The following is a 26,908-nucleotide window of genomic DNA, read 5'->3' as shown; positions in this document are numbered from 1 at the left end:
TTTATCGGCTTACCATTCGGCGAAGCTGCCGTCGGCGTGACGCCAGATGGGGTTGCGCCAGCGGTGGCCCACTGCGGCGCGTTCCTTGACGTATTCCTCGTTCACTTCGATGCCCAGGCCGGGCCCTTGCGGGATCGCGACCATGCCGTCCTCGTACGCAAAGACCTCACGGTTGCTGACGTAGTCGAGCAGGTCATTGGCGGCGTTGTAGTGGATGCCCAGGCTCTGTTCCTGGATGAACGCGTTGTAGCAGCCGGCGTCGATCTGCAGGCAGGTGGCCAGCGCGATGGGGCCGAGCGGGCAGTGCAGCGCCAGCGCGACGTCATAGGCTTCGGCCATCGCGGCGATCTTGCGGGTCTCGGTGATGCCGCCGGCGTGTGACGGGTCGGGCTGGATGATGTCGACGTAGCCTTCGGACAGCACGCGCTTGAAGTCCCAGCGCGAGAACAGGCGCTCGCCCAACGCGATCGGCGTGGATGTCAGCGGCGCCAGCTCCTTCAGCGCTTCGTAGTGTTCGCTCAGCACGGGCTCTTCGATGAACATGAGCTTGAACGGATCAAGTTCCTTCATCAGCACCTTGGCCATGGGCTTGTGGACGCGGCCGTGGAAGTCCACGCCGATGCCCACGTTCGGGCCGACGGCGTCGCGCACGGCGGCCACGTTCTCCAGGCACTTTTCGACCTTGTCGAACGAGTCGATGTATTGCAGCTCTTCGGTGCCGTTCATCTTGACGGCGGTGAAGCCGCGCTCGACGGCGCTCTTGGCGGCCGCCGCGGTATCGGCCGGACGGTCGCCGCCAATCCACGAGTACACCCGGATGCGGTCGCGTACGTTGCCGCCCAAGAGCTGCGACACGGGCACGCCAAGGTGCTTGCCCTTGATGTCCCACAGCGCCTGGTCGATGCCGGCCAGTGCGCTCATGTGGATGGCGCCGCCGCGGTAGAAGCCGCCACGGTACAGGACCGTCCAGTGGTCTTCGATGTTGCGGGGATCCTTGCCGATCAGGTAGTCGGACAGTTCTTCGACGGCGGCGGCGACGGAGTGCGCGCGGCCTTCGACGACGGGCTCGCCCCAGCCGACGATGCCTTCGTCCGTTTCAATCTTCAGGAAGCACCACCGGGGCGGCACGATGTAGGTGGTGAGCTTGGTGATCTTCATGCTTGTGTCTCCTGGGCAGGATAGGCGCGTTGCCAGGCCGCGACGAAAGCGCGTGCGTTCTGGCCGGTTGCTTCGGCCGACAGGCCGGGTTTGTACAAGGCGGAGCCCAGGCCGAAGCCGCTGGCGCCCGCCTGGGCGTAATTCGAAAGGTTGTCGGGCGTGATGCCGCCCACGGGAACCAGCGCGATCGGCGGGCGCATCACGGCGCGCCAGGCCTTGAGCACGGCCGGGCCGAGCTGCTCGGCCGGGAACATCTTCAGCACGTCGGCCCCGGCGGCCAGCGCCGCGAAGGCTTCGGTGGGCGTGGCGACACCGGGGCAGGACGCCATGCCCAGCTTCTTGGCCTGGCGGATGACGGCGGGGTCGCTGTGCGGCATGACGATGAGTTCGCCACCGGCCTGCTGGATGCGGGCGCAGTCGTCGGGATTGAGGACGGTGCCGGCGCCGATGAGGCAGTCGGTGGGCAGCGCGGCGCGCATGGCGCGAATGCTGTCCAGCGGATCCGGCGAATTCAGCGGCACTTCGATCAGCCGAAAGCCCGCCTCGTACAACGCCTGTCCGACGGGCTCGGCTTCGGCGGGCGTGATACCGCGCAGGATGGCGATCAGGCCGCAGTGGGCCATGGCGGTTTGCAGACCGGGATGGTTCATCGAAGATTCCTAGGCGGAGAGCTGAATGGAAGGGGAGACGAGCCCGGCGCAGATAGCCAGGTGCCACAGGCCGCGCTCGGTGGCGTTCTGCGCCTGCTCGGGCGCGCCCAGGCCGTAATGCTGCATGGCCAGGATGTAGCGCTTGCATAGCGCGGGCTCGCCGCACAGCACGATGCGGGGCAGTTCGCCCTGCTGGCGCAGCATCTCGGCCAGCGCGGCGACTTCATGGCCGATCAAGAGGCCCGACAGGTAGTCGGCCTGCGACTCGGGCGCGAGTTCGCCGGTCAAGCCCAGCGCGCGCGTGCTGAAGATGGTGGACATCACGCCCGCCCGGCCAGCCGGCGCGCCCGCGACCTTCACGCCGCGTTCGAAGGCAGCCATGTCGGCACTGGGGGCGTCGGCCATTGTGCGGCCCAGAATGGTGTGGCCGCGCAGCGCCGCGTAGACCTCGCCGGTCATGAAGGTGTCGAAGTGGGTGACGCGGCCGCGGCGTGCGTTGACCCATTTGGAGTGCGTGCCGGGCAATCCGATGAGCACGCTGTCGGCATTGGCGCTGGCCTCGTCTGCCATCACGCCGAAGACTTGGGTCTCTTCGCCGCGCATCACGTTGGGCAGTCCGTGGCGCTGGATGAGGCCGGGCACGATGTGGACGGGCGTGCCGCCGGGGCGGTCCACCACGGTCAGCAGCGTGCCGATGCGTTCAAGTTCGACGGGCACGTCCAGGTAGGCGGCTTCCTTCCAGCCCTGCGCGCTGCCGACCATGCCGCAGGCGATGACGGGCAGGGCGGGTTCGGCACGCAGCCAGTCGCCGCACGCCTGGTCAAAAGCCAGTTCAAAGCCGGATAGTGCCGTAGTGGCTGCGCCGTCCTGCAACGGTTGCGGCAGGCGCATGATTCCCCAGGGCAAATGGCGCGTATCGAGCGTGCGGCCCGTGGCGTCCAGGCGGTAGGCGCGAAGTGAAGAGGTGCCCCAATCCAGCGCGATGAGAGCCGCACGGGCGGGCGATCCGGTATTCATCAGAGTCTGTCTCGTCTCTGTCCGCGCATCCGGCTGCCGTCGTGGCGCCGTGATGGCGCGCGGGAGGGCTGAGAGGGCGCGAACCTTGTTGTCTGAAATCTGCCGAGCGCGCGCGGGAGAGGTGCGCAGCGCACGATGGCAAAAATTCTAGTTCAGCGCTTGAAAAATCTCAAAATATAGAATTAAATCCCACATACAGGGAATTCACATGTATCCGTGCCGCGACGCCGGGTATGCTTGCCGATCTTTCCCGCCGCCCCGCAACACTGCCTTCGCACCATGACCACCACCACGCTGAACTCCGCGCAATCCGCCACGCTTGACCCTGATGCCGCCGCACCGGCCGGCACGCAGACGTTAATGCGCGGTCTTGCCGTGGTGCAGGCCGTGGCCGATGGCGCACGCGACCTGAAGGAAATCTGCGCGCGTATTGGCGTGGCGCGCAGCACCACGCACCGGCTTGCAAGCTGTCTGGTGCAAGAGCGCTACCTGCGCGCGCTGCCGGGCGTCGGCTATGTGCTGGGCCCCAAGCTGATCGAACTGGGCTTTCAGGCGCGCGAGGCCTTTCCGCTGGCGACGCTGGCGCGCCCTTATCTGGACAGCCTTGCCGACATGACGGGCGACACGATTCACCTGGCGGTGCGCGACAACAACGACGTGCTGTACCTCGAAAAGATTCCGGGCAAGAAGGGATTGGAAATGCGTTCGCGTGTGGGCCACCGCATGCCGCTCGCCGCGACCGGCGTGGGCAAGGCGTTGCTGCTGGATGCGGACGAGCCGCAGTGGAAGGCGCTGCATCGCGTCGGCGCACCGGTGTCGTCGCGCGCGCCCGGCGGGCAGCAAGGCTGGGAGGCGTTCCGCGACCGCATGCGCGATTACGCGTCGCAGGGTTACGCGTTCGACCTGGAAGACAACGAACCGTCGATCCGCTGCGTTGCGGCGCCCGTGCGCGATGCTTCCAGCGGCATCGTCGCCGCGATCAGCGTGTCGAGCACCGTGCCCTATATGTCGCTGGAGCGGATGCGTGAGATGGTGCCGGTGGTGCAGAGCGCGGCTGCGGGGATATCGGCCGAGATGGGATGGAAGGTCGAGCGCGGCTGAGAGCTAGTCGCGCTGATGATCCCGGACCGCTTGGCGTTCGACACGCGCTTTTGAGCCGCTGGCGATCAGGCGGGCGCCACAGGCCGTCGTCATGCCGTGCAGCGCAACCGGGGTGCCAATGATCTTGTATGTAGCGCTGCCCTGCACGATGGGAAAGACGCCGTCGCACTTGGGGCAGGAGACCTGATGGCCGACGCCGGCAATGGGTTTGCCATTGAGATTGGTGTGCGGGAAACCTTCCAGCACCGACCCCCCGTGGTCGGTGCTGTCGTCTTTGCGGATTATTTGACAGGCCTTCGTGCAGCGTGAACTCGACGACCTCGAAGGATTCGTCGCCGACGGAAAAGGTGAAGCGAAGATCGGATTGGATAGGTATGACGTGCTCCCGCAACGACAGACCTTTCCTAAAACGTGAGCGTCAGGTCTGCCTATAGGCAAGCGTCCGCTGCAATCAGACGATTGCAATGGAGTCGCATGGCATGCGCTGCCATTACGTCATACCGGTCAATTTCTGGGTATCGGACCGTTCTTATATTTGCCGGGAAGGGGGCTGAAAACGCGCGGAAACCACCGGGCGCGATGGCGTCGGCGCGGATCTGCAACGTGGCGTTGCACTATGCGTCTTCGGCGCGGATGTCCAGCGCTTCGCGCACCGCTACCTTGCGTCGCCGCGATGCTCGATTGTCGTCAGCAAATCGAGCAGCACGTCCATATCCACCGGCTTGACCTGCTCGCCCACGGTGATGGCTTCTTTGCCATCGTATGCAGCGGTGACATCGTGGCCTCCAATGACGAGCACCGCGACCAGGGACTCGATCGCATCGCGGTTGTCATCGACCACCAGCACCTTGCGCGCTACCGGCGAGAGCGCGTCGGCGGGGAGTTGCGGCGTCACCTCCTGAATGCCGGTGACGGGCAGCCGCACGACGCTCATGGCAGGGGCCAAGGCGCCTCAGAGGCTTTCAATAATTGCACGAATCGCGCAGAAGGAATGTTGCAATTTGTCCGGGTGTGGCGGTGCGTGACCGCCCGCGCGGCTACTCCAGCGGCAGGGTCAGCACCCCTTGCGGGGCGGGACGCATCATGACGCGCCGGTACCAGGCGGACAGCGCGGGTGTGGCGGGCCGCTCGATGGGCAGGGCCAACCAGCGGTGCGCGGCGGCGACGAGCGCGATGTCGCCCATGGTGAGGTGGCGACCGGCGATGAATTCGCGGCCCTGCAGGGCTTGGTCCAGAATCAACGCACGGTCGTTGGATCGCTTGATCGAGTTGTCGATGGCGGCCTTGTCGCGGCGGGCTTCGGGCGTGCGGATCAGGCCCAGAAAGGCCGGCGCCATGGCCGGCTGCCATTCGGTCGCCTGCCAATCCATCCAGCGGTCGGCATCGGCGCGCAGGCAGACGTCCTCGGGCCACAGCGTGCCCGCGCCGTAGCGTGCTGCCAGGTAGCGCACGATGGCGTTGGATTCCCACAAGATGAAGCCGCCGTCGTCGATGACTGGGACGAGGCGGTTGGGATTGAGCTTGGCCGCGTAATCGGCGGTGTCGACCACGCCGAACGGGCCGCCTGCCTGAACAAAGGTGTGCGGCAGGGCCAGCTCGCGTACGGCCAGCATCACTTTCTGAACGTTGACGGAGGTCAGGCGTCCCCAGATCTTCAACATAGCCAATCCTTCTAAGGGTCAGGCCGGCGGCAGGTGCCGCCGCGCAAAGCCGCTGTCGCGCCCAAAGCGCGTCCAGTCGAATGCCGGCCCGGGGTCGGACTTGCGCCCCGGAGCGATATGTTCGTGTCCCTGGGCGGCAACCAGGGGATAGCGCGCGCGCAGGGTGTGAGTCAGCCGGCGCAGCGACGCGTACTGCTCGCCAGTGTAGGGCAGCGTGTCCGTGCCTTCCAGTTCGATGCCGATGGAAAAATCGTTGCAGCGCTCGCGGCCGGCAAATCGCGACACACCCGCGTGCCAGGCACGCCGGTCCGTGGAGACGAATTGCACGATGCGCCCGTCGCGGCGGATGAAAAAGTGCGCCGACACGCGCAGGCCGCGCAGGCGTTCCAGCCAGGGGTGTGAGAGGTAGTCCAGCGTGTTCAGGAAGAGGCCCGCGACCTCAGGTCCGCCAAACTGGCCCGGCGGCAAGCTGATGTTGTGCACGACCAGCAGCGAGACCTGCGTGTCCGCGGGGCGTGCGTCGCAGTTGGGTGAGCGCAGAAGGGAAACACCCGGCGCCGGCGCCAGCCAGCCATGTCTATCCAGAAGCAAAGGCATAGGGAGGGAGCGTGTGAAAATTCCGGCACCCATTATGCCGCGCCGCCGCCAGATGCCCTATCCGGCAAACCGCCGGGGCGGCTGCGCGGCGGATAGACGGGTCAGCGCTTTGCCGGACCCAGGCGGGCGTGGTCGGGGCTGCACCAGGTCTGGCCGTTTTGCAGCAGGGCCTCGGAGCGGGGCAGATGGATGCCGCAATGGGCGCAGCGCACCATGGATTCGATGGCGGGCGGGGGCTGCGCGCCCTGCGCCTTTTTCTTCTGGCCGCCCTGCGCGTCGGCCTGGCGCTGCGCGGCCATGCGGCCGGCAATTCGGGCGACAAACAGAACCAGGATGATCAGAACGATCCAGAACAGCAACTTGCCCACGTCAGCCTCGATGCAGAATCATTTCCAGCACGAACCGGCTGCCGGTGTAGGCCAGAATCAAAAAACCAAAACCCGTCAGGGTCCACCGCAGCGCGACGCGGCCGCGCCAGCCCCAGATATGCCGGCCGGCCAGCAGCACGCCGAAGGTCAGCCAGGACAACAGGGTGAAAACGGTCTTGTGGTCGAACGGCAGGATCTTGCCGGTCAGCTTCATGGAGGCGACCGAGCCCGAGCCCACCGCCAGCGTCAGCACGACAAATCCGATCCAGATGATGCGGAAAAGCAGCTGCTCCTGCACCAGCAGCGGCGGCTGCGAATCGAGCACGCGCCCGATGATGCTGCGTTCGGCGGGGGCGTCCAGGGGGCGGTGCAGGTGGCGGTCCAGCAGGGCCATCATCATGGCGTGCAGGGCGGCAATGGTGATGAGGCCGTAGGCCGCCAGGGCGATCAAGAGGTGCACGCGCAGCCAGGGATCGTCGGCATGGGGCACGAATTGCCCCTGCGGGAAGACGGCGGCAAGGCCGCTGGCGATGGCGGCGGCGGGCAATAGCAGCAATTGCAGGCCGTCTATGCGCACCAGCAGGCTTTCCAGCCAGAACACGACCATGCCCAGCCAGATGGCGGCGGACAGGGCCAGCGCCCATCCAATGAAAAGATGCTGGGATCCCAGCATCGATTGTTGCAGCCCGATTCCATGGAGAATCAGGGCGCCCAGCAGGCACAGACGGGCGATTCTGCCGGTCTGCTCCACTTCCCCGGCGCCGGCCAGGCGGATCCAAAGCGACCCCCCTAGCACCGCGTACGCCAAGGCAGCCGCTGTGTGAAATACAATGCCGAGTGACATAGAAACCGTTGTCTGGATGGGGCCTTGGGGTGCGCGTCACCCGAAAGCGCAGAATCCGCGCCTGCGGCCACCGTTCAATCAACTAGTTTAAGCGGAAACGCCTCTCATGCTCGATAACCTAACTCAACGCCTGTCGCGCGTCGTCAAGACGCTGCGAGGGGAAGCCCGCCTGACCGAGGCCAACACGCAGGAGATGCTGCGCGAAGTGCGCATGGCGCTGCTGGAAGCCGACGTCGCGTTGCCGGTCGTTCGCGACTTTGTCGCGCGGGTGAAGGAAAAGGCGCTGGGCGAAGAAGTCGCCGGCAGCCTCAGCCCGGGCCAGGCGCTGGTCGGCGTCGTCAACAAGGAACTGACTGCCCTCATGGGCGGCGACCTGGGCGCCGACGCCAACGAACTGTCGCTGGCCGTCCAGCCGCCCGCCGTCATTCTTATGGCGGGCCTGCAGGGTGCCGGCAAGACCACCACCACCGGCAAGCTGGCGCGCTGGCTCAGCGAAGGGCAGCACACGCAGCACGGCCGCAAGACCGGCAAGAAAAAGGTGCTGGTGGTGTCCGCCGACGTGTACCGTCCGGCCGCTATCGACCAGTTGAAGAGCGTGGCCGCGCAGGTCGGCGTGGATTTCCTGCCGTCCGATCCCAGCCAGAAGCCCGAAGACATCGCGCGCGGCGCGGTCGATCACGCCCGCCGCCATCATTACGACGTGCTGATCCTGGACACGGCCGGCCGCCTGGGCATCGACGAGGCCATGATGCGCGAGATCCGCGCGCTGCATGACCTGGTCAAGCCGGTGGAAACGCTGTTCGTGGTGGACGCGATGCAGGGCCAGGACGCGGTCAACACCGCGCGCGCCTTTGCGGACGCGCTGCCCCTGACCGGCGTCGTCCTGACCAAGCTGGACGGCGACGCCCGCGGCGGCGCGGCCCTGTCGGTGCGCCACGTCACCGGCAAGCCGCTCAAGTTTGTCGGCGTGTCGGAAAAGCTGGACGGCCTCGAGCCCTTCTACCCCGACCGCATGGCGCAGCGCGTGCTGGGCATGGGCGACATCGTCTCGCTCGTGGAGCAGGCGCAGAAGAACATCGACATCGCCGAAGCGCAGAAGCTTGCGTCCAAGATCAAGTCGGGCAACAAGTTCGACCTGAACGACTTCCGCGACCAGCTCGGCCAGGTCAAGAAGCTGGGCGACATGGGCTCGCTGCTTGAAAAGCTGCCGGCTCAGTTCCAGCAGGCCGCCGGTCAGTTGCAGGGCGGCCAGGCGGAAAAGCAGCTTCGCCGCACTGAAGGCATCCTGAATTCCATGACGGCCGCCGAACGCGCCAAGCCCGAACTGATCAAGGCCTCGCGCAAGCGCCGCATCGCCGCCGGCTCCGGCGTGCCGGTTCAAGAGGTCAACCGGCTGCTGGCTCAGTTCGAGCAGATGCAGGGCATGATGAAGCAGATGAAAAAGGGCGGCATGGCCAAGATGATGCGCGCCATGGGCGGCATGAAGGGGCTGGGCCGCTTCGGGATGAAGTAAGAGGCCTCACGCCGCTCTCGCTTCGCTCGCTTGCAGCCCCCGAAAGGGCTGCCCCGCTCTGCTACGAGGCCAGGTGTCAGACACCCGTGGGGCAGAATTTTGGCGCGTGAGGGTGTCGCTGGGGTGTCAGACACCTTCAGACCGTCAGCCAAAAAAATGGCCAGACATTGCGTCTGGCCAAGCAATCGCGGCAGGCAGGGGGCGCCGCACCGCGACACAAGCCGGAGAACGCATGGATGTCCTCCGGATTGTTTGAATTCAGTGCCGCTTACGACAGCGGCGGAATGCGCAGCACCTGGCCCGGGTAGATCTTGTCGGGGCTGGTGAGCATGGGCTTGTTGGCTTCGAAGATCAGGGTGTTCTTGGCGCCCTGGCCCTTGCCGTACTGCGCTTCGGCGATCTTCCACAGGTTGTCGCCCTTTTGCACGGTGTACATCTTGGCTTCCGGCGTGGCCTGCTTGACCTGCAGCTGGTTGTCCACCGCGGCCACGCCAACCGTGTTGCCCAGCGCCAGTGAAATCTTCTCGGCGTCTTCCGTGCTCAACGCCTGACCCGCGACCGTGACCTTGTCGCCGTCCACCGTGATTTGCAGGCCATCCGCGTTCAGGCCGTGCTTATCCAGCTCTTTCTTCAATTCCTCTGCCGTCGCGGCCTTGGCCTCGCTGGCGCCGAAGAGCTTTTCTCCAACGTCCTTGATGAAATTGAGCAGACCCATAGCGTTTCCTTTATCGATATTGCGGTGAGAAAACCTGCGCGCCCTGAAGGCGCCTGCCTCGGTCGAGGCGGCGCGATAGAAACGATTATGACTCGCACATTTGCCCTACGACGAGGGGTTGTGGTGTAACAGGTTGCTAGCCTCTTGCCAGACTACGCAACAATGCTGGCACCTTCGCAGGACGTTGGTATCTGTGGGTGTAGGCCGCCTCGTGCGCGCGGCGGCATGCAAAAAGGCCGCTGAGTGTCAGCGGCCTTCAAAGGCGTATCGCGATGCGGCGCCAAGGCGCTGCGATGACGGTAAGTCAGCCGCCGCCCACCGCGACCACGATCTCGATCTGGTCGCCGTCGGACAGCGCCGTCTGCGCGTGCTGGCTTTTGGGCACGATTTCGCCGTTGCGTTCAACGGCCACGCGCTTGCCCGCGTAGCCCAGCGTTTCGAGCAATTCGTTGACCGTGGTGTCCAGCGGGAACTCGCGGGCGTCTCCGTTCAGGGTGATGTGCATGTCAGGGCTCCTCACTGTTTGGCGTAGGCGTCGGTGGCGGCGATCAGGCGCGCCAGCGTGCCGGGTTCGTCGAAGGCATGGCCGGCATCGGGCACCAGGTGAAATTGCGCTTCCGGCCACGCGCGGTGCAGGTCCCACGCGGTGCGCGCGGGCGTGCAGACGTCGTAGCGGCCCTGCACGATGGTGCCGGGGATGCCGCGCAGCTTCTGCGCGTCGCGGATCAGCTGGCCTTCTTCCATGAAGCCGGCGTTGAAGAAATAGTGGTTCTCGATGCGCGCAAAGGCCAGCGCCGCGCGGTCCGCGGCATGGCTTTGCTGATGGCGCGGGCTGGGCAGCAGCGTGATCGTGCTGTCTTCCCATTTGCTCCAGGCCTTGGCGGCGCGCAGTTGCTCGACGGGGTCGTTGCCCGTCAGGCGCTTATGGTACGCGGTGACCAGGTCGCCGCGTTCGGCCTCGGGGATCGGCGCCAGGTACTCTTCCCAGCGGTCGGGAAACAGCCACGACGCGCCTTCCTGGTAGAACCATTGGATCTCGGCGCGCCGCAGGCCGAAGATGCCGCGCAGCACGAGTTCGCTGGTGTGCGCCGGGTGCGTCTCGGAATAGGCCAGCCCCAGCGTCGACCCCCAGGACCCGCCAAACACCAGCCACTTCTCGGCGCCCATGACTTCGGTGCGCAGGCGTTCGATGTCGGTGACCAGATGCCAGGTGGTGTTGTTGTCCAGGCTGGCGTGGGGTTGCGAACGGCCGCAGCCGCGCTGATCAAACAGCAGCACGTTGTAGCGTTGCGGATCGAACAACTGCCGATGCACGGGCGAGCAGCCGCTGCCGGGCCCGCCATGCAGGAAGACGGCGGGCTTGCCGTTGGGGTTGCCGCACATTTCCCAATAGATCTGGTGACCGTCTCCGGTATCCAGCATGCCTTGACGGTAGGGTTCGATCGGCGGATAGAGCATCAGGCGACTCGCTTGAAGATCAGGTCCCAGACGCCGTGGCCCAGGCGCAGGCCGCGTGTCTCGAATTTGGTGAGGGGGCGGTAATCGGGGCGCGGCGCGTAGCCGTCGACGGTGTTCTTGAGGAGCGGCTCGCCGCTCAGCACTTCGAGCATCTGCACCGCGTAGTCTTCCCAATCGGTGGCGCAGTGGATGTAGCCGCCGGGCGCAATGCGGCTGGCCAGCAGCGAGATGAAGGCGGGCTGGATCAGGCGGCGCTTGTGATGGCGCTTCTTGGGCCACGGGTCCGGAAAGTAGATGTGCACGCCGGCCAGGGAATCGGGGGCGATCATGTCGCGCACCACTTCGACGGCATCGTGCTGGATGATGCGCAGGTTCTGAATGCTGGAGTCTTCGATGCGGCGCAGCAGCGATCCGACGCCGGCGTTGAACACTTCCACGCCCAGGAAGTTGTCGCCAGGCCGGGCCAGCGCGATTTTCTCGGTGGTTTCGCCCATGCCGAAGCCGATCTCCAGCACCGTCGGGGCCTGCCGTCCGAAGGCGGCGGCCGGATCCAGGCGGCGGGGGGCATAGGGGAGGGACCATTGGCCCATCAGGCGTTCCAGCGCAGCGAGCTGGCCCTGGGTGATGTGGCCGCGGCGATGGACGAAGCTGCGGATGTGCGCGGCGCCGGGACTGTTGGGCGCATACGCGGCGCTGGTCAGCGCGGCCTGGGTTTCCGGGGAAACGGGGGCGGGCGCGGCGTCGGCGGCGGGCGTGGCGGGCGCGTCTGCGGGGAGGTCCGCAGGGGTGTTCGTGGAGCTGTTGGTGGGGTTGTTCGTATTCATAGGCGGGATTGTAGTGGCAGGTCTGCCCGCGCGGAGCCGGTCATAGGGACTAAAACAGGGACGCATTTATCCCGGCCGCCTGCGGCTATAGTTTCAGCCCGGTTTCCCTGCGCCGTAGACCTTTTTCATGAACTTTGCCCGGATCGACCTCGTCACGCTTGCCCTGTTTGTCGCCGTGGCGCGTCAGGGAAGCATCTCGGCGGGCGCGCGCCAGTCGCATCTGGCGGTGGGCGCGGCCAGCAAGCGGATCTCGGACCTGGAAGCCGCGCTGGGTTCGCCCCTGCTGTTTCGCAATGCCGCCGGCGTGGAGCTGACCGACGCCGGCCAGGCGTGCCTGGTGCACGCGCTGCGGGTGCTGCAGGAAGTCGAGCAAATGGCCGGCGCGCTGTCCGACTTCGCGCAAGGGGTGCGAGGACAGGTGCGTATCGCCGCCAATACCTCGTCCCTGACACAGTTCCTGCCTGAAGACCTGGCCGCCTTCATGGACGAGCACCCCGCCGTGCGCATCGACCTGGAAGAGCAGAACAGCAGCGACATCGTCACCGCCGTGCTGGAGAACCGTGCGGACATCGGCGTCTTTGCCGACCGTACGCCCGCAGACGGCCTTGCCACCTTTCCCTATCGCCTGGACGAGCTGGTGCTCATCGTGCCGCAGCGCCATCCGCTCGCCGCCGAGCCGCAGGTCGCGTTTGCGGACACGCTGGCCTACGACTACGTCGGCCTGCCGCCCGCGACGTCGCTGGCGACCCGGCTGTCGGAAGAAAGCGGCCGCATGGGCCGGGCAATGCGGCTGCGCATCCAGGTGCGCAGTTTTGATGCCATCTGCCGCATGGTGGCGGCCACGCGCGGCGTGGGCATCCTGCCGCGCATCGCCGCCGAGCCGCACGCGCGGTCCATGCCGATCCGGCTGATCCCGCTGACCGACGAGTGGGCGCGCCGCTGGCTGCTTCTGGGCGTGCGCGACGCCGACACCCTGACCGTGGCTGCGCGGCTGCTGCTGGCCCATTTGCGCGGCGAGGGCTGAGGGTTAGCCCGGGGTTTCTCGTTCCGGGAATGCCCCTTTCCCCGATTGTCCATTCCGCATCGCGCCGCTTTGCGCGCACACTGCCTTCCATCACTACCGTAAGACGCGCCTGGGAGGCGATATGGCAGGGCAGATTCTTGCCGGCATTCGTGTGCTGGAACTGGGACAACTCATCGCGGGGCCTTTCGCGGCCAAGACGCTGGCGGATTTTGGTGCGCAGGTCATCAAGATCGAACCGCCGGGCCAGGGCGATCCGCTGCGCAAGTGGCGTCTGCTGCACGAGGGCACCTCGGTGTGGTGGGAGGCGCAGTCGCGCAACAAGCAGTCGGTCTGCGTCGACCTGCGGCAGCAGGAAGGCCAGGACATCGTGCGCATGCTGGCGCGCGAGGCCGATGTACTGATTGAAAACTTCCGCCCCGGCACGCTGGAAAAGTGGGGCTTGTCGTGGGAAGCCCTGCACGAACTGAATCCCCGCCTGATCATGTTGCGCATTTCGGGCTACGGCCAGACCGGCCCCAAGGCGCGCGAACCGGGCTTTGCCGCGATCGGCGAAGCCATGGCGGGCCTGCGCTATCTGAACGGCGAGCCCGGCCGCGCGCCGGTGCGCGCCGGCCTGTCGCTGGGCGACACCATCGCCGGCCTGCATGGCGCGCTGGGCGTGATGCTGGCGCTGTATCAACGCGATGCGCGCGGCGGCGTGGGGCAGGTGATCGACACCGCGCTGTATGAAAGCCTCTTCAATCTCAGCGAGAGCCTGTTGCCCGAGTATTCGGTGTTCGGCGCGGTGCGTGAGCCCGCCGGCGCGTCGCTGCCCGGCATTGCGCCGTCCAACGCCTATCCGTGCCAGGACGGCTACGTGCTCATCGCGGGCAACGGCGACGCCATCTACACCCGTCTGATGGCGCGTATCGGCCGCGACGACCTGGGGCAGGACCCGGCGCTGGCGCACAACGACGGCCGCGCGCGCCGCGTGGAAGAGATCGACGCCGCCATCGGCGCGTGGACGCAGGAACGGCGGATCGACGACGTGCTGGCCGCGATGCTGGAAGCGGGCGTGCCGGCCGGCCGCATCTATTCCATCGCCGATATTGCCAAGGATCCGCACTACCGCGCCCGCAACGCCATCACCTCGATGGAATCCGCGGCAGGCGTGCAGGTGGAAATGCCCGCCGTCTTCCCGTACCTGTCGTCCAATCCGGGCGCGGTGCGCGAACGGGCGCCGACGCTCGGCGAACACACCGACACGGTGCTGGCGTCCGCAGGCTTGACCGAAGAACAGCGCGCCGCGTTGCGCGCCAAGGGAGTGATTGCATGAACCACGGACCCGCCCGCATCGAGATCAACGAGGTCGGCCCGCGCGATGGCCTGCAGATCGAGAAGACCATGGTGCCCACCGACGACAAGGTCGCCTTCGTGGATGCGCTGTCCGACTGCGGCTTCGCCCGTATCGAGGTCACCAGCTTCACCTCCCCCAAAGCCATTCCCGCGCTGGCGGACGCGGTCGATGTCATGCGCCGCATCCGCCGCCGTCCGGGCGTGATCTACACCGCGCTCGTCCCGAACGTGCGCGGGCTGGAACGCGCGCTGGAGGCCGGCACCGACGAGATGAACCTCGTCATGTCGTGCAGCGAGACGCACAACCGCGCCAACCTGCGCATGACGCGCGACCAGTCGTTTGCGGAGTTGTCGCAGGTGCTGGCCGCTGCGGCAAAGGCTGGCGCGCGGTGCAACGTGTCCTTGTCGACCGCGTTCGGCTGTCCGTTCGATGGCGATGTGCCCGCGGACACGGTGCTGGATCTGGCGGCGCGTCTGGTCGATGCGGGCACTGCCGGCATCACGCTGTGCGACACGACGGGCATGGCGTTTCCGACCCAAGTGGCCGCGTTGTGCGAACAAGCGGCTGCGCGCCTGCCCGACACGGCGCTGACCGTACACCTGCACAACACGCGCGGCATGGCGCTGGCCAACGCCATTGCGGCCTGGCAGACCGGCATCACCCGCTTTGACGCCGCTGCCGGCGGCCTGGGCGGATGCCCTTACGCGCCGGGCGCCAGCGGCAATGTCAACACCGAAGAACTGGTCCACATGTTTGCCTGCATGGGCGTGGAGACGGGCGTGTCGCTTGAGCCGTTGCTGGCCATCGTGCGAAGCCTGCCCGGCCTGGTCCAGCGTGATCTGTCCAACGCATTGCTGCAGGCGGGGCCAAGGCTGGCCCTGCACGCGCCGCCCGCGTGGCTGGCCGAACGGTTTCCGGCCGACGCCTGATTGATTGTTTTTTTAAGCAGTACCTGCAGCACCCGACACCACCCATAGATAAAACAATACCCAGGAGACAACGCATGGCCTCTTTCCGCCTGCCCACCGCCCTGCGCACCAGCGCCGCCTTCGCCCTGATCGCCGCCGCCGGCGCGGCCAGCGCACAGGCCGAATTCCCCAACCGTCCCGTCACGCTGATCGTGTCCGCCGCACCGGGCGGCACTACCGACATCGCCGCCCGCCTGATCGCGCAGCCCTTGGGCGTGGCGCTGGGCCAGAGCGTCGTCGTTGAGAACAAGCCCGGCGCCTCGGGCGGCATCGCCGCGCAGGCCGTGGCGCGCGCCAAGCCGGACGGTTACACGCTGCTGTTGCAGTACTCGGGCTTTCAGGTCATCACGCCGCACGTGACGCCCGCCGCCGGCTGGGACCCCATCAAGGACTTCGCCCCGGTTGCCAACGTGCTGTCCGCTCCGCAAGTTGTGGTCGTGCGTCCCGATCTGCCCATCAAGTCCTTGAAGGAATTGGTCGCGTACGCCAAGGCCAATCCGGGCAAGCTGAATTACGCGTCGTCGGGCAACGGCTCGCTGCAGCAGGTCGCCACGGAACTGCTCAACCAGATGGCCGGCACGCAGATCACGCACATTCCCTACAAGGGAACCGGCCCCGCGCTGAACGATCTTTTGGGCGGCGCCGTCGACATGACCATCACCACGCCGCCGCCGCTGCTGGGACAGATCGCCGCGGGCAAGCTGCGCGCGCTGGCGGTCACGGGCAACGCCCGCCTGCCGTCGCTGCCCGACGTGCCCACCGCCGCCGAAGCCGGCTACCCCGATCTGATCGTCTCGTCGTGGTTCGCCATGTACGCACCGAAGGACACGCCCGCGCCGGTCGTCGACAAGATCGCGGGCGAGATCCAGAAGATCATGAAGACCGACGAGTTCCGCAAGAAGGCCGCCGAGCAGGGCGCCGAGGCGATCTTCATGGGTCCGAAGGAACTGGGCGCCTACACGCAGACCGAGCTGGACCGCTGGGGCAAGGTGGTCAAGGCCGCCAACATCACAGCGAATTGATAGCTGCGGCTTTTCGGTCGAATGGGGCGGGCTTTTTTGACCCGCCCCGACCAAAAAAAGCCGCGCTATAATCGCGGCTCTGCCCGGCTCACGGCCGCGGCACGACACCCGAGCGGGTGTAGTTCAATGGTAGAACGGCAGCTTCCCAAGCTTCATACGAGGGTTCGATTCCCTTCACCCGCTCCACTGCTTACATTCAGAAGGTTCCGGCCTGGAACTTGAATCCAACGATGAAGTTTCGGGCATTCAGCCTGCCGCCAAGCCTCGTCGATTCCCTGCTTGTGTTGAATGCGCCTGTTTGGGTCAGTTCTGCGCGAGACGAAAAGCCTCAGCCATCCGATCTTGTTCACGCGCAGGTAGCCCCAGGCTTCTGGCAAGCGTTCGCCATTGGCGGACAATCCCTCCCGAGCACCTGCATCACTGAAAGATAGGCGCCTATGGTCACTCCTGCGCAAGTTGCCGGAATGATGAGTAAATCCAGCAAGATTGAAATGACTATGCATGTTTATGGATAATCGCTTCATCTCTGGGAGTTTTCGGCATGGATCAATTGACAGCGATTCGCGGTTTTGCCCGCGTGGTGGAGGCGGGCAGTTTCACGCGGGCGGCGGACTCGCTGGATATGCCCAATGCCACGCTCAGCAAGATCGTGCAGGACCTGGAGGCGCACCTTGGCGTGCGCCTGCTGCAACGGACGACGCGGCGCGTCACCGTCACGCCGGAGGGCCGCGAGTATTACGAAAAGGCGTTGCGCATCGTGCGCGACCTGGAAGATATCGACGGGTCGTTCAATGCCGTGCAAGGTAAGCCAAAAGGACACCTGCGCATCGACGTGGGCGGCTCCACCGCACGCGACGTGTTGATCCCCGCGATCTCCGATTTTCTGACGCGCTATCCGGATATCCGGATCGACTTTGGGGTGTCAGACCGCCCCGTCAATCTGATCAGCGACAACGTCGATTGCGTGATCCGCGGCGGTCCGCTTGACGATTCTTCGCTGGTGGCGCGGCTGATCGGCACTGCCGATCTGATTACCTGCGCCACGCCGGGGTACCTCAAGCAGTTCGGCACGCCGGCCTATCCGGACGAGTTGAAGAACGGCCACAAGCTGGTCAGCTATCTGTCGCCGCAGAATGGCCGCGCATTTCCTTTCCGCTTTGAACGCGATGGACAAAAAACGGAGATCAAGGTCGAGCATCGTGTCGGCGTCAACGAAAGCAACGCGCATCTGGCGGCGGCGCTGGCGGGCTTGGGAATTGTGCAGACCTTCACGTATGCGGCCGGCCCCGCGTTAAAGAGCGGCGCGCTCGTCGAGATCCTGAAGCCGTGGCGGCCGCAGCCCTATCCCTTTCATGTGGTGTATCCGCACAACCGGCATGTGACGCATCGGCTGCGCGTATTCATCGACTGGCTCGTCGAGACGCTTCCCGCGCAGCTCGCATATTGAGCCTGGCCGCGGGGGCGGTCTCGATTACCGGGCGCGTAGGTCGGTGCAGGAAAATTTCCATCGATGCCTATCGAATATGTGGTGCGACTCGTGCAATTGAGATCTGTGCTGACTTCAATCAACTGACAGCCAACGAAGGGCAATAAGAGCTGATAGCCCCTGGTAAAACGACGTCGAAAATCGATGGCGAAGCACTCCTTGCTTTCGTCGTCATGAGCGAATCCGAGTCGGCTTTCTGTGCCGCAAGGGATCATCCATCGACATCGTTACTGGGGAGTGCTCAATCCATGTTGCGCCAACGCGCGTTCCTTTTGTTTGGCATGCCGGCATGACGCAGGCTCCCCTCGCGCTTCTTGAGCGCCTGCGCGTCGACGGCATCATTCGCGCCGACCACCATGCTGCTGCGCTGATGCGGCTGGAAGCGATGCCGGTGGCGCCCTTCGTGACGCTGGGTGGCGCCCTGGTCTGGCTGGCGACAGAAGAAATCCTGTCCGATCTGGATCTGGATGAAATGTTCGAGTTGGCCGCGACCGAGGGCGCGTTTTCCGGCAACGTCACACGCCGTCAGGCGATCGCCGAATTGAACGCGTTGTGCCAGCACGAATTTGACAGACATGTCGCGCAACTGGAGCGGGGCGGCCTGCTCAAGGCCCTTTTGCCCGGACCGCTTTGGGCCTGGTTTGGCGGCGCCGCCATAGCGATTGCCGCTGTCGCGTGGTACATCCTCGCGCCGGATTGGACCTCGCAATGTGGAGATGCGGCCGTGGAGAGACCGAACGGCGAGGGCGACATGGTGGTTTCAGCGGCTGACCCGCGCGTGGTGCGCGTTCGCTTTGGTCAGGCCGGCAATCATGGCAAGCCGCTGGACATGGGCCAGCCCGCGGACTCGGACGCCATTGTGCGCGCCCGCGTGGCGGAACTGAAGAGAGACGAGGCGGCGGCGCAGCCGGAGAATTTTCCGCGCCAGCAGCCAGATAACAGTGACGGGGGAGGCGCACCCCGCTAACGCGAAGGCGCATCCGATCCGGAATTTCCGAAGCCCTTAGAAGCTGGGCTTTCTGGTATTGCTGCGATCCACATACTCGATCCGGGCGTTCATCCATGCCGGGTCGTGCATCTGGATGCTGACGCCGCTGTATTTCAATACTGCTTGCGTCAGGTCCGGTGAGCAGCCCATGCCGGGGTTCGTGCTGGGCTTGGCGCACCACTCCATGACCAGGTCGTTGGGATAGTTGGACTGGCGGCCGTATTTTTCCAGCACCGCTTTGCCCATGGAGTCCTTGTTGGCCGGGGTCCACGGCAGTTCATACCGGATCTGGGAAACAGCCAGCGGCCGTTGCTTGTCGACGGGCACGCGTGGCTCGAAGTGGACGATGAAGCTCACGCCGTCCTTGTCGTAGCTGAAATTCATCGGCATCTTGGTGTTCGTGACGGGGTTGTTCGTCGCGTAACCGATCCGGATGTCTTTCTTGCTGACGTGGAAATTCTTGGCCGTGGCGGCGAGCGCTTCGTCGAAGTCCATGCCCGTCTTGACGCCAGCGACGTCAAACGTGCGGGCGTCTACCGAACGCGGGGACGCGGCATTGGCGGGCGCAACGACGACAGCGGTCAGCGCGGAAATGAGGAGTGCAGCTTTCAACTTCAAAATAAAGATCCTTTTCGAATAGCGCCGGGATTATCCGATCGGGTCTGTATTGTGTCCCTAATAAAGTGCAACCAAACCTGTCAATGGGGTCTCTTGATCAAACCGGTTGGCTCGGTTCTTCGGCCAGGAAGCCGCCGCTCTGATGCCGCCACAGGCGCGCGTACACGCCGTTCATTGCCAGCAGTTCCGCATGGCTGCCCTGTTCGATGATCTGGCCTTGGTCCATCACGATGAGCCGGTCCATGGCGGCGATTGTCGACAGGCGGTGGGCGATGGCGATGACGGTCTTGCCCTGCATGACTTCGTCCAGGCTTTCCTGAATGGCGGCTTCCACTTCCGAATCCAGCGCGCTGGTGGCTTCGTCCAGCAGCAGGATGGGCGCGTTCTTGAGCATGACGCGGGCAATGGCGATGCGCTGGCGTTGTCCACCCGACAGCTTGACGCCGCGTTCGCCGACAAGCGTGTCGTAGCCGGTGTTGCCGTGCGAGTCGCTGAGCTGCTCGATGAAGTCGTCGGCCTGGGCGCGGGCCGCGGCGGCGCGGATCTCTTCGCGGCTGGCGTCGGGACGGCCATAGGCGATGTTGTCGCAGATGGAGCGGTGCAGGAGCGACGTGTCCTGCGTAACCATGCCGATCGCGCTGCGCAGGCTGTCTTGCGTGACCTGCGAGATGTCCTGGCCGTCGATGCGGATGTGGCCGCGCTCGACGTCGTAGAAGCGCAGCAGCAGGTTGATGAGCGTCGATTTGCCGGCGCCGGAGCGGCCGACCAGGCCGATCTTTTCGCCGGGACGCACGGTGAGGGTCAGGCCGTCAAGGACCTGGCGCTCGTTGTTGTAGTTGAAATAGACGTCGTCGAATCGGACTTCGCCTTGCGTGACGTGCAGGGTGGCGGCATTGGGCGCGTCCTGCACCTTCGGGACGTGGGTCAGGGTGGCGATGCCGTCCTGCACGGTGCCGATGTTCTCGAACAGCGAGGTCATCTGCCACATGATCCAGTGCGACATGCCGTTCACGCGCAGCGCCATGGCGGTGACGGCGGCCACTGCGCCGGTGCCGATTTCGTTGCCGTGCCACAGCCACAGCGCGTAGCCGCCGGCCGCCAGGATCAGCGCGGACACCAGCGCCTGGTTGACGATTTCAAACTGGCTGACCAGACGCATCTGGCGGTAGCCGGTTTCCTTAAAGTCCTCCATGGCGGCGCGCGCAAAGCGGGCCTCGCGGTTGGTGTGCGAGAAGAGCTTGACGGTGGTGATGTTGGTGTAGGCGTCGGTGACGCGTCCCGTCATGGACGAGCGGGCATGGGCCTGCTCCTTGCCGACCTTGCCCAGCCGCGGCACGAAATACATCATGGCCAGGCCGTACAGCGCCATCCAGCCGATGAAGGGCAGCATCAGACGCCAGTCGAAGCCGCCGGCCAGCGCGACGATGGTGACGAAGTAGACGGCGATGCCCAGCACGATTTCGCAGAAGGTCAGCAGCACTTCGCGCACGGCAAGCGCGGTCTGCATGACCTTGGTGGTGACGCGGCCGGCGAATTCATCCGAGAAGAACGACAGGCTTTGCCGCAGCATCATGCGGTGAAAGTCCCAGCGAAGCCGCAGCGGCAGGTTGATGGCCAGAACCTGATGCTGGATCAGCGTGCGCAGCGCGACGACGCCGACGCTGACGCACAGCACGATGGCGATGCCCCACAGGACCTGGCGTTCGTGCGCCGACGCGGCCTCGCCGGCTTTCCAGACGGTGAGCATGTCGACGACCTGGCCCAGGAAGGCGAAGAGCCACGCTTCGTAGATGGAGACCGCCGCGCTCAGGATCGCCAGCGCGGCGATGTAGCGGCGTGAACCATGCGTGCAGAACCACAGGAACGCGAAGAATCCCTTGGGGGGCGGGGGGACGTTCTCGGAAGGGAACGGATTGAGCTGGCTTTCAAATCTGCGGAACAAGGCAGAGACTCCAAATTCACGAATTAATGCGAGGCGGTCGCGCGGCGGACCCGATAGGGTGATACCTCAGCGATATTTCAGCGCGTCGACAAAGGCGGAAAAGGCGGGCGAGGCCTGGCGCCTGTTGGGGTAATACAGGTGAAAGCCCTGGAACGTGGGGCACCAGTCGCCCAGGACTTCCTTGAGCCGTCCGTCCGCCAGATACGGCGCGACGAGCTGTTCGGGCACGTAGGCCAGACCGATGCCGTCCACGGCCGCGTTGAGCACGTGCATGATGCTGTTGAAGACCAGCTGGCCCTCGACCTTGACGGTGAAGGCCTGGCCGTTCTTCTCGAATTCCCACGCGTAGACCGAACCGGATGGCCGGTGCCGGATGTTGACGCAGGGCAGCCCGGTCAGGTCGTGCGGCGTGGCGGGCGCCGGATGCCGCGCGAAGTACGCAGGCGATCCTACCACCATCAGCCGCCAGTCCGGGCCGATACGCACGGCGATCATGTCCTTGCTGATGGCTTCGCCCAGCCGGATGCCGGCGTCGAACCGCTCCTCGACCACGTTGGTGAAGCCGTAATCCACGTACAGCTCCAGGGTGATGTCCGGATAGTCCTTCAGGAATGTGGCCAGCATCGGCCGCAGGCACAGTTCGATGGAGTCGTCGGTGCAGGTGACGCGGAGCGTGCCGCGCGGCTTGTCGCGCAGTTCGCCCAGCGCGTCGACCTCGATGGCGATCTGGTCGAAGAGCGGCGCGATGGCGCGCATCAGGCGCTCGCCGGCGTCGGTGGGTGAGACGTTGCGCGTGGTGCGCGACAAGAGGCGCACGCCCAGGCGTTCCTCGAGCGAGCGCATGGTGTGGCTGAGCGCGGACGGGGTGAGGCCCAGTTTGGCCGCGGCCTTGGTAAAGCTCTGGTCGCGGGCGACAGCCAGGAAGGCCTGCAGGTCGTTGATCTTGGGATGTGCCATTGCTGAATTTTTTTCACAGGTTCATAAAGATTACACCCCCTAATCAGGCGGCAGGGCTTGCGTCAACATCTGGGCATTGATTTTCAAGGGATTTCCCGCCATGACCCAGACCTACGATTTCATCCAACCTGACACGCAAACGCCCGCTACGGCAGAGGGCGGACGCCGCGCTTTCATCAAGGCCGCCGGTGGCATCGCCGCAATGGGCCTGCTTTCCGCCGGGGCGTCGCCAGCTTTTGGCGCCCAAGGCGGCGCAAGCGGCAGCGGCGTCTCGCAGGCGTCCCCCGGCGCGCCGGGGGACGCGGACAACTTCTACAAGAGCGGAAAGGTGAACGTGCAGCGCGTCACCTTCAAGACGCAGTACGGCCTGGCGGTGGCCGGCAATCTGGTGACGCCGAAGGGATTGACGCGCGACGGCCAGGCGCCCGCGGTCATCGTCGGCCATCCGATGGGGGCGGTGAAGGAGCAGAGCGCGATGCTGTACGCGCAGAAACTGGTCGAACGCGGCTTTGTCACGCTGGCCATCGACCTGCCGTACTGGGGCGAGAGCGAAGGCGAGCCGCGCAACCTGGTGGCGCCGGAACTGTACGCCGAAGCCTTCAGCGCGGCTGTGGATTACTTGGGGACCGGCGGCCTGGTGCATCGCGAGCGCATCGGCGTACTGGGCATTTGCGGCAGCGGCGGCTTTGCGATCAGTGCGGCAAAGATGGATCCGCGTTTGAAGGCGATTGCGACGGTCAGCATGTACGACATGGGGGCCGTGACGCGCAATGGACTCAAGCATAGCCAGACGCTGGACCAGCGCAAGGCGCTGCTGGCGAAGGCGGCGGCGCAGCGGTATGAGGAATACGTCAGCGGTGACGGGCAGTTCTTGAACTACCTGCCGGCACAGCCGAGCGCAGAGACGGATCCGGTGACGCGCGAGTTCTGGGAGTTCTATCGCACGCCGCGCGGCATCGCCATTCCGAATGGCCGCACGTTGGCGCAGACGCAGAACCGGATGCTGACCAGCGAAGTGCGGTTCGTGAACTTCTATCCGTTCAACGATATCGCGTCGATCTCGCCGCGCCCGCTGCTGTTCATCGCTGGCGATGCGGCGCACTCCCGCGAGTTCAGCGAAGACGCCTATGCCAAGGCGGCCGAGCCGAAGGAGTTGGTGTGGGTGGCTGGCGCCGGCCACGTGGATCTGTATGACCGCGTGGGCCTGATTCCATGGGACAAGCTGGACGGGTTCTTCCGCCAGCACCTGGCGGGGTAAGGCCACAGCAATGACAAGCACTGCAATTGAAACCGCAACCGGCGCGCTCGGCGCCGGGAACGGCGCGCCGGCGCAACCGGCATCCTGGAGCGCCGTCCTGGCGATGTCCGTGTGCGCATTTGCGCTGGTGGCCTCTGAGTTCCTGCCCGTCAGCCTGCTGACGCCGATGGCGTCGGACCTGCAGGTGACGGAAGGCATGGCCGGACAAGGCATCGCCATTTCCGGCGCCTTCGCCGTGGTGACGAGCCTGTTCATCTCGGCGCTGGCGGGCAGTCTGAACCGCAAGACGCTGCTGCTTGGCCTGACGGCGGCCATGGGGTTGTCGGGCGCCATTGTGGCGCTGGCGGGTAATTACGTGGTCTACATGGCGGGCCGTGCGCTCATCGGCGTAGTGATCGGCGGCTTCTGGTCGATGTCGGCGGCGACCGCGATCCGGCTGGTGCCGCCCGCCCAGGTGCCGCGCGCGCTGGCGATCCTGAATGGCGGCAACGCCCTGGCCACAGTCGTGGCGGCACCGTTGGGCGCCTATCTGGGCGCGGTCATCGGCTGGCGCGGCGCGTTCCTGTGCCTGGTGCCGGTGGCGTTGATGGCGCTGGCCTGGCAATGGCTGACGCTGCCGTCCATGCCCGCCGCGCCGCGTGCCGCCGGCGCGAATAGTGTGTTCAAGGTCTTCGCGTTGTTCAAGCGCCGGCATGTCGCAGTCGGCATGGCGGCCAGCAGCCTGTTCTTCATGGGGCAGTTCGCGCTGTTTACGTATGTGCGGCCGTTCCTGGAGACCGTGACGCGCATTCAGGTGCCGGCGTTGTCGCTCGTACTGCTTGCCATCGGCGTGGCTGGGCTGGCCGGCACGGTGCTGATCGGCCGCGTGCTGCAGCGGGGGTTCTATCAGACGCTGATCGCCATTCCGCTGTTCATGGCGGCGATCGCGATGGGCCTCATCGCGTTTGGCCACTGGATGCCGGCTGTCGTGGGGCTGCTGGCGTTGTGGGGCCTGACGGCGACGGCGGCCCCCGTGGGATGGTGGGCCTGGGTGGCGAAGACGTTCCCGCACGACGTGGAAGCCGGTGGCGGGTTGTTGGTGGCCGTGGTGCAGATGGCCATCGCGCTGGGATCCACCGTGGGGGGCGTGCTGTTCGATCACAGCGGCTACCAGAGCACGTTCGCGGCAAGCGCAGTGCTGCTGGTTGGCGCGGGCGTGCTGGCGGGAATGACGGCGCGATCAGCGGGACCCGGCTACGCCTAAATCCCCCGCATGTCGCGCCAGCCAGCGCCGGAACTGATCCGCGAAACAGTCGGCGACGCGGTCCTCGTGCCCGAGGGACGCGGCGCTGTTGTGCGGGCTGATCCACACCGTCGGCAGCGACCATAGCGGCGACGCCTGCGGTAGCGGCTCTTCCGTGAACGTGTCGAGATAAGCGCCCGCCAGCCGTCCCGCCGCCAGCGCGTCCGTCAGCGCGGTTTCATCCACCAGTTCGCCGCGCGCGACGTTGACGATGCGGGCGTTCGGCGGCAGCAGCGACAGCCGGCGCGCATCGATGATGCCGGCCGTCTCGGCATTCAACGGCAGCGCCAGCACCAGCCAGTCGCAATAGGGCAGGGCGTCGTCCAACTGCGCCATGCGCATGACGTCGTCAAAGCCGGCCAGCGGCTCGGCATGCCTGCGCACGGCCGTCGTGCGCAGGCCCAGGGCCGAGCACAACCGCCCAATCTCCTGCCCGATGGCGCCCGCGCCTAGCACCAGCACCTGCATCGACGACAGATCGCGTGGCCGGGCGTCGCCGGTCAGCGGCTGCCATGCACGCCGCGCCTGTGAGGCGAGCCAGCGGTCGAAGCCGCGCGACTGCGCCAGGATGGCCGCCACGGCGGTCTGCGCGATGGGGGCGGCGGTGACGCCGGTGGACGCCGTGACGGGGACGCCCCTCGCCAACGTGTGCGCATACTGTGGCAGGTCCTGTCCCGACGAACAGACGTGCAGCCAGCGCAGCCCGGGTGCTGCGTCCGACACCCGAAAGAAGGCGTCGGACAGCGGGCCGGGCTTGCGCAGCGAACTGCCTTCGTACAGGTCGCGAGAAAAGAACGCCACGTCGATACGCGCGGGATCGGCGTCTTCGATCCGATGGCGTTGCAGACGCACACCCGCCCCTTGCGCAAGGTCATCGAGGCGCGGGCCATGCGCGCGGTCGACCTTGGCCGACAGCAGCAGGCCCAGCGCGGGAGCGGCCGTGGTCAACGCACGACCTGCCAGCGATCGCGTTCGCCGGGATAGACGACGCCGTATTCTGCGATGGCGTCGTCGCTGAACCGGAAGGCAAGTCCGGGCTCGGTGGGCACCAGCAGGTTGCCGTCCTCGGCCTGCAGTTGGCGGTCGATGAGGCGGCGGAAGTTGACGATGTGATCGTCCGGCATCCATTCCACGTAGGTTGCGTTGGGCGCACTGGCGGCCAGGTGGATGTGCACGTCGTGCCACGCGTGCGGCGCGACGGTGATGCCGTGGCTGTCCGCCGTGGCCGCGATGCGGCGCCATTCGGTGATGCCGCCGCACACGGTCGCGTCGGTCTGCAGGATGGTGGTGGCGCCGCTGGCGATCAGGTCCTTGAAGCGCCAGCGGCCGGCTTCGACTTCGCCGGTGGCGACGGTGACGGGCGTGGCGCGCGCCAGCCGCACGTGGTTGTCGATGTCGTCGGGCGAGAAGGGCTCTTCGATCCAGAAGGGGTGGTAGGGCTCGAACGCGCGCATGTATTCCAGTGCGGTGGGCAGGTCGCGCCACGCGTTGTTGGCGTCGAGCATCAGGCGTACGTCGTCGCCGATGGCCTCGCGCACGGCGGCGATTCGCTTGCGTTCGCCCGCGACGCTTTCCAGGCCGACCTTCATCTTGACGGCGCGAAAGCCCTCTTTGACGTGCTGCGCCATTTCCGCGGCCAGCTTGTCCGGCGTCTTGCCCGGCTGGTAGTAACCGCCGCTGGCGTAGGCGGGCACGCGGTCCTTCACCGTGGCGCCGAGGTATTGGTAGAGCGGAACGCCGGCGCTGCGCGCGTTCAAGTCCCACAGCGCGGTGTCGATGGCGGACAGCGCGCGCATCACGCCGCCGGCGCGACCCAGCAGCAAGGCTTCCTGGTACAGCTCGTTCCACAGGCCTTCGACGCGCAGTGATTCCTGGCCGATCAAGCGGGGCGCCAGCAGGTCGGTCACGGCGACTGACAACAGGCGTCCCGCGCTGTTCACGGCGTAGCAGTAGCCCAGGCCCTCCTGGCCGTCGGTGGACCGCACGCGCACGAGGCAGTATTCGCGCGCCTTGACCTGGCGTGTGGAGAACGTGACCGGGTTCGCGAGCGGCACGCGGGCAATGCAGACAGAGACGGATTCGATGGTAGGCATATGCAGGGATGCTCCGGGTTGAATGGGA

General features: G+C 65.8%; 28 protein-coding genes and 1 tRNA gene. 11 read left to right on the top strand and 18 right to left on the bottom strand.

All coding sequences use genetic code 11. The features are described from left to right. Positions 1–9 precede the first annotated feature (9 nt). Genes dgoD through ASD71_RS02450 form a run of 3 tightly spaced genes read right to left on the bottom strand, consistent with a single transcriptional unit; the run spans position 10 to position 2,825 of the window. Complete coding sequence (gene dgoD / locus ASD71_RS02460; protein ID WP_056559450.1) at positions 10–1,158, bottom strand: galactonate dehydratase; 1,149 nt, start codon at positions 1,156–1,158, stop codon at positions 10–12. Continuing rightward, the gene (locus ASD71_RS02455; RefSeq protein ID WP_056559445.1) at positions 1,155–1,808 is read right to left on the bottom strand and encodes a 2-dehydro-3-deoxy-6-phosphogalactonate aldolase; all 654 of its coding nucleotides are present in this window, start codon (positions 1,806–1,808) and stop codon (positions 1,155–1,157) included. The genes dgoD and ASD71_RS02455 overlap by 4 nt, the downstream gene beginning before the upstream one ends. A 9-nt stretch (positions 1,809–1,817) precedes the next feature. Further along, the gene (locus ASD71_RS02450) at positions 1,818–2,825 is read right to left on the bottom strand and encodes a 2-dehydro-3-deoxygalactonokinase (protein ID WP_056559442.1); all 1,008 of its coding nucleotides are present in this window, start codon (positions 2,823–2,825) and stop codon (positions 1,818–1,820) included. Between the two features lie 279 nt (positions 2,826–3,104). On the opposite strand from ASD71_RS02450, the gene ASD71_RS02445 reads away from it, so the two are divergent. Beyond that, positions 3,105–3,926: an IclR family transcriptional regulator gene (locus tag ASD71_RS02445; protein ID WP_056559439.1), complete on the top strand. Its 822-nt coding sequence runs from the start codon at positions 3,105–3,107 to the stop codon at positions 3,924–3,926. A gap of 3 nt (positions 3,927–3,929) precedes the next feature. Here ASD71_RS02445 and ASD71_RS02440 read toward each other — a convergent pair whose 3' ends face one another. The 6 genes from ASD71_RS02440 to ASD71_RS02415 all read right to left on the bottom strand — a co-directional run bounded on the left by ASD71_RS02440 (position 3,930) and on the right by ASD71_RS02415 (position 7,396). Continuing rightward, the gene (locus ASD71_RS02440) at positions 3,930–4,208 is read right to left on the bottom strand and encodes a PAAR domain-containing protein (RefSeq protein WP_255357194.1); all 279 of its coding nucleotides are present in this window, start codon (positions 4,206–4,208) and stop codon (positions 3,930–3,932) included. A gap of 373 nt (positions 4,209–4,581) precedes the next feature. Continuing rightward, the gene (locus ASD71_RS02435; protein ID WP_056559436.1) at positions 4,582–4,860 is read right to left on the bottom strand and encodes a hypothetical protein; all 279 of its coding nucleotides are present in this window, start codon (positions 4,858–4,860) and stop codon (positions 4,582–4,584) included. Between the two features lie 103 nt (positions 4,861–4,963). Beyond that, positions 4,964–5,587: a glutathione S-transferase family protein gene (locus tag ASD71_RS02430; RefSeq protein ID WP_056559434.1), complete on the bottom strand. Its 624-nt coding sequence runs from the start codon at positions 5,585–5,587 to the stop codon at positions 4,964–4,966. 18 nt (positions 5,588–5,605) lie between these two features. Then, positions 5,606–6,184 carry a 1,6-anhydro-N-acetylmuramyl-L-alanine amidase AmpD gene (ampD, locus tag ASD71_RS02425; RefSeq protein ID WP_056559432.1) on the bottom strand — a complete coding sequence of 193 codons (579 nt, stop codon included), beginning with the start codon at positions 6,182–6,184 and terminating at the stop codon, positions 5,606–5,608. A gap of 101 nt (positions 6,185–6,285) precedes the next feature. After that, positions 6,286–6,552: a PP0621 family protein gene (locus tag ASD71_RS02420; protein ID WP_056559429.1), complete on the bottom strand. Its 267-nt coding sequence runs from the start codon at positions 6,550–6,552 to the stop codon at positions 6,286–6,288. A gap of 1 nt (position 6,553) precedes the next feature. Continuing rightward, the gene (locus ASD71_RS02415; protein WP_056559425.1) at positions 6,554–7,396 is read right to left on the bottom strand and encodes an inner membrane protein YpjD; all 843 of its coding nucleotides are present in this window, start codon (positions 7,394–7,396) and stop codon (positions 6,554–6,556) included. Positions 7,397–7,502: 106 nt separating this feature from the next. On the opposite strand from ASD71_RS02415, the gene ffh reads away from it, so the two are divergent. Further along, positions 7,503–8,909 (top strand): signal recognition particle protein, encoded by a 1,407-nt coding sequence (gene ffh / locus ASD71_RS02410; RefSeq protein WP_056559422.1) that lies wholly within the window; start codon positions 7,503–7,505, stop codon positions 8,907–8,909. A gap of 268 nt (positions 8,910–9,177) precedes the next feature. On the opposite strand, the gene lysM is transcribed toward ffh, so the two are convergent. The 4 genes from lysM to trmB form a co-directional block, all read right to left on the bottom strand. Beyond that, entirely contained in the window at positions 9,178–9,624 is a 447-nt protein-coding gene (lysM, locus tag ASD71_RS02405) for a peptidoglycan-binding protein LysM (RefSeq protein WP_056559419.1), read from the bottom strand. Between the two features lie 304 nt (positions 9,625–9,928). Then, entirely contained in the window at positions 9,929–10,129 is a 201-nt protein-coding gene (thiS, locus tag ASD71_RS02400; RefSeq protein ID WP_056559414.1) for a sulfur carrier protein ThiS, read from the bottom strand. Between the two features lie 11 nt (positions 10,130–10,140). After that, entirely contained in the window at positions 10,141–11,082 is a 942-nt protein-coding gene (gene pip / locus ASD71_RS02395; protein WP_056559412.1) for a prolyl aminopeptidase, read from the bottom strand. Further along, a complete protein-coding gene (gene trmB / locus ASD71_RS02390; protein ID WP_056559408.1) occupies positions 11,082–11,906 on the bottom strand; it encodes a tRNA (guanosine(46)-N7)-methyltransferase TrmB in 825 nt (274 codons plus the stop codon). The genes pip and trmB overlap by 1 nt, the downstream gene beginning before the upstream one ends. A 127-nt stretch (positions 11,907–12,033) precedes the next feature. Here trmB and ASD71_RS02385 point away from each other — a divergent pair, with 127 nt between their 5' ends. From ASD71_RS02385 to ASD71_RS02355, 7 genes are all read left to right on the top strand, one after another. Next, entirely contained in the window at positions 12,034–12,930 is an 897-nt protein-coding gene (locus ASD71_RS02385; RefSeq protein WP_056559405.1) for a LysR substrate-binding domain-containing protein, read from the top strand. Between the two features lie 121 nt (positions 12,931–13,051). Beyond that, entirely contained in the window at positions 13,052–14,245 is a 1,194-nt protein-coding gene (locus ASD71_RS02380; protein ID WP_056559402.1) for a CaiB/BaiF CoA-transferase family protein, read from the top strand. Further along, positions 14,242–15,195 (top strand): hydroxymethylglutaryl-CoA lyase, encoded by a 954-nt coding sequence (locus tag ASD71_RS02375; protein ID WP_056559399.1) that lies wholly within the window; start codon positions 14,242–14,244, stop codon positions 15,193–15,195. Before ASD71_RS02380 ends, ASD71_RS02375 begins: the two co-directional genes overlap by 4 nt. Before the next feature lie 74 nt (positions 15,196–15,269). Then, positions 15,270–16,256, top strand: coding sequence for a tripartite tricarboxylate transporter substrate binding protein (locus ASD71_RS02370; protein WP_056559396.1), 987 nt, complete (start codon positions 15,270–15,272; stop codon positions 16,254–16,256). Between the two features lie 112 nt (positions 16,257–16,368). After that, positions 16,369–16,442, top strand: a tRNA-Gly gene (locus tag ASD71_RS02365). Between the two features lie 355 nt (positions 16,443–16,797). Continuing rightward, on the top strand, positions 16,798–17,703 hold the full coding sequence (locus ASD71_RS02360) for a LysR family transcriptional regulator (RefSeq protein ID WP_056559394.1): 906 nt from the start codon (positions 16,798–16,800) through the stop codon (positions 17,701–17,703). Between the two features lie 328 nt (positions 17,704–18,031). After that, complete coding sequence (locus ASD71_RS02355; RefSeq protein ID WP_056559390.1) at positions 18,032–18,709, top strand: hypothetical protein; 678 nt, start codon at positions 18,032–18,034, stop codon at positions 18,707–18,709. A gap of 36 nt (positions 18,710–18,745) precedes the next feature. Here ASD71_RS02355 and ASD71_RS02350 read toward each other — a convergent pair whose 3' ends face one another. The 3 genes from ASD71_RS02350 to ASD71_RS02340 form a co-directional block, all read right to left on the bottom strand. Beyond that, positions 18,746–19,348: a hypothetical protein gene (locus ASD71_RS02350; protein ID WP_056559387.1), complete on the bottom strand. Its 603-nt coding sequence runs from the start codon at positions 19,346–19,348 to the stop codon at positions 18,746–18,748. Between the two features lie 97 nt (positions 19,349–19,445). Then, positions 19,446–21,290, bottom strand: a complete 1,845-nt coding sequence (locus tag ASD71_RS02345) for an ABC transporter ATP-binding protein (protein WP_056559384.1) — start codon at positions 21,288–21,290, stop codon at positions 19,446–19,448. A 66-nt stretch (positions 21,291–21,356) separates the two neighbouring features. After that, entirely contained in the window at positions 21,357–22,247 is an 891-nt protein-coding gene (locus ASD71_RS02340) for a LysR family transcriptional regulator (protein ID WP_056559381.1), read from the bottom strand. 100 nt (positions 22,248–22,347) lie between these two features. Here ASD71_RS02340 and ASD71_RS02335 point away from each other — a divergent pair, with 100 nt between their 5' ends. Further along, positions 22,348–23,505 (top strand): alpha/beta hydrolase, encoded by a 1,158-nt coding sequence (locus ASD71_RS02335; protein ID WP_082578931.1) that lies wholly within the window; start codon positions 22,348–22,350, stop codon positions 23,503–23,505. 103 nt (positions 23,506–23,608) lie between these two features. Then, positions 23,609–24,748, top strand: a complete 1,140-nt coding sequence (locus tag ASD71_RS02330; RefSeq protein ID WP_200949411.1) for an MFS transporter — start codon at positions 23,609–23,611, stop codon at positions 24,746–24,748. On the opposite strand, the gene ASD71_RS02325 is transcribed toward ASD71_RS02330, so the two are convergent. Further along, positions 24,725–25,735: an NAD(P)-dependent oxidoreductase gene (locus ASD71_RS02325; protein ID WP_056559375.1), complete on the bottom strand. Its 1,011-nt coding sequence runs from the start codon at positions 25,733–25,735 to the stop codon at positions 24,725–24,727. The two genes, ASD71_RS02330 and ASD71_RS02325, sit on opposite strands and share 24 nt — an antisense overlap. Next, positions 25,732–26,880, bottom strand: coding sequence for a mandelate racemase/muconate lactonizing enzyme family protein (locus tag ASD71_RS02320; RefSeq protein ID WP_056559372.1), 1,149 nt, complete (start codon positions 26,878–26,880; stop codon positions 25,732–25,734). The genes ASD71_RS02325 and ASD71_RS02320 overlap by 4 nt, the downstream gene beginning before the upstream one ends. Between the last annotated feature and the right edge of the window lie 28 nt (positions 26,881–26,908).

The organism is Achromobacter sp. Root565, from assembly GCF_001427425.1.
Lineage (GTDB): Bacteria > Pseudomonadota > Gammaproteobacteria > Burkholderiales > Burkholderiaceae_B > Achromobacter > Achromobacter spanius_D.
This window is presented reverse-complemented; position numbering and strand designations above follow the sequence as displayed.

What these genes read in the sequence shown, in the direction of transcription:
- ASD71_RS02445 (WP_056559439.1), top strand. Translation starts at nt 3,105, where the DNA reads ATGACCACCACCACGCTGAACTCCGCGCAATCCGCCACGCTTGACCCT.
- ASD71_RS02380 (WP_056559402.1), top strand. Translation starts at nt 13,052, where the DNA reads ATGGCAGGGCAGATTCTTGCCGGCATTCGTGTGCTGGAACTGGGACAA.
- ASD71_RS02360 (WP_056559394.1), top strand. Translation starts at nt 16,798, where the DNA reads ATGGATCAATTGACAGCGATTCGCGGTTTTGCCCGCGTGGTGGAGGCG.
- ASD71_RS02385 (WP_056559405.1), top strand. Translation starts at nt 12,034, where the DNA reads ATGAACTTTGCCCGGATCGACCTCGTCACGCTTGCCCTGTTTGTCGCC.
- ASD71_RS02455 (WP_056559445.1), bottom strand. Translation starts at nt 1,808, where the DNA reads ATGAACCATCCCGGTCTGCAAACCGCCATGGCCCACTGCGGCCTGATC.
- dgoD (WP_056559450.1), bottom strand. Translation starts at nt 1,158, where the DNA reads ATGAAGATCACCAAGCTCACCACCTACATCGTGCCGCCCCGGTGGTGC.
- ASD71_RS02320 (WP_056559372.1), bottom strand. Translation starts at nt 26,880, where the DNA reads ATGCCTACCATCGAATCCGTCTCTGTCTGCATTGCCCGCGTGCCGCTC.
- lysM (WP_056559419.1), bottom strand. Translation starts at nt 9,624, where the DNA reads ATGGGTCTGCTCAATTTCATCAAGGACGTTGGAGAAAAGCTCTTCGGC.
- ASD71_RS02370 (WP_056559396.1), top strand. Translation starts at nt 15,270, where the DNA reads ATGGCCTCTTTCCGCCTGCCCACCGCCCTGCGCACCAGCGCCGCCTTC.
- thiS (WP_056559414.1), bottom strand. Translation starts at nt 10,129, where the DNA reads ATGCACATCACCCTGAACGGAGACGCCCGCGAGTTCCCGCTGGACACC.
- pip (WP_056559412.1), bottom strand. Translation starts at nt 11,082, where the DNA reads ATGCTCTATCCGCCGATCGAACCCTACCGTCAAGGCATGCTGGATACC.
- ampD (WP_056559432.1), bottom strand. Translation starts at nt 6,184, where the DNA reads ATGCCTTTGCTTCTGGATAGACATGGCTGGCTGGCGCCGGCGCCGGGT.
- ASD71_RS02435 (WP_056559436.1), bottom strand. Translation starts at nt 4,860, where the DNA reads ATGAGCGTCGTGCGGCTGCCCGTCACCGGCATTCAGGAGGTGACGCCG.
- ASD71_RS02340 (WP_056559381.1), bottom strand. Translation starts at nt 22,247, where the DNA reads ATGGCACATCCCAAGATCAACGACCTGCAGGCCTTCCTGGCTGTCGCC.
- ASD71_RS02375 (WP_056559399.1), top strand. Translation starts at nt 14,242, where the DNA reads ATGAACCACGGACCCGCCCGCATCGAGATCAACGAGGTCGGCCCGCGC.
- ffh (WP_056559422.1), top strand. Translation starts at nt 7,503, where the DNA reads ATGCTCGATAACCTAACTCAACGCCTGTCGCGCGTCGTCAAGACGCTG.
- ASD71_RS02330 (WP_200949411.1), top strand. Translation starts at nt 23,609, where the DNA reads ATGTCCGTGTGCGCATTTGCGCTGGTGGCCTCTGAGTTCCTGCCCGTC.
- ASD71_RS02415 (WP_056559425.1), bottom strand. Translation starts at nt 7,396, where the DNA reads ATGTCACTCGGCATTGTATTTCACACAGCGGCTGCCTTGGCGTACGCG.
- trmB (WP_056559408.1), bottom strand. Translation starts at nt 11,906, where the DNA reads ATGAATACGAACAACCCCACCAACAGCTCCACGAACACCCCTGCGGAC.
- ASD71_RS02355 (WP_056559390.1), top strand. Translation starts at nt 18,032, where the DNA reads ATGACGCAGGCTCCCCTCGCGCTTCTTGAGCGCCTGCGCGTCGACGGC.
- ASD71_RS02450 (WP_056559442.1), bottom strand. Translation starts at nt 2,825, where the DNA reads ATGAATACCGGATCGCCCGCCCGTGCGGCTCTCATCGCGCTGGATTGG.
- ASD71_RS02430 (WP_056559434.1), bottom strand. Translation starts at nt 5,587, where the DNA reads ATGTTGAAGATCTGGGGACGCCTGACCTCCGTCAACGTTCAGAAAGTG.
- ASD71_RS02335 (WP_082578931.1), top strand. Translation starts at nt 22,348, where the DNA reads ATGACCCAGACCTACGATTTCATCCAACCTGACACGCAAACGCCCGCT.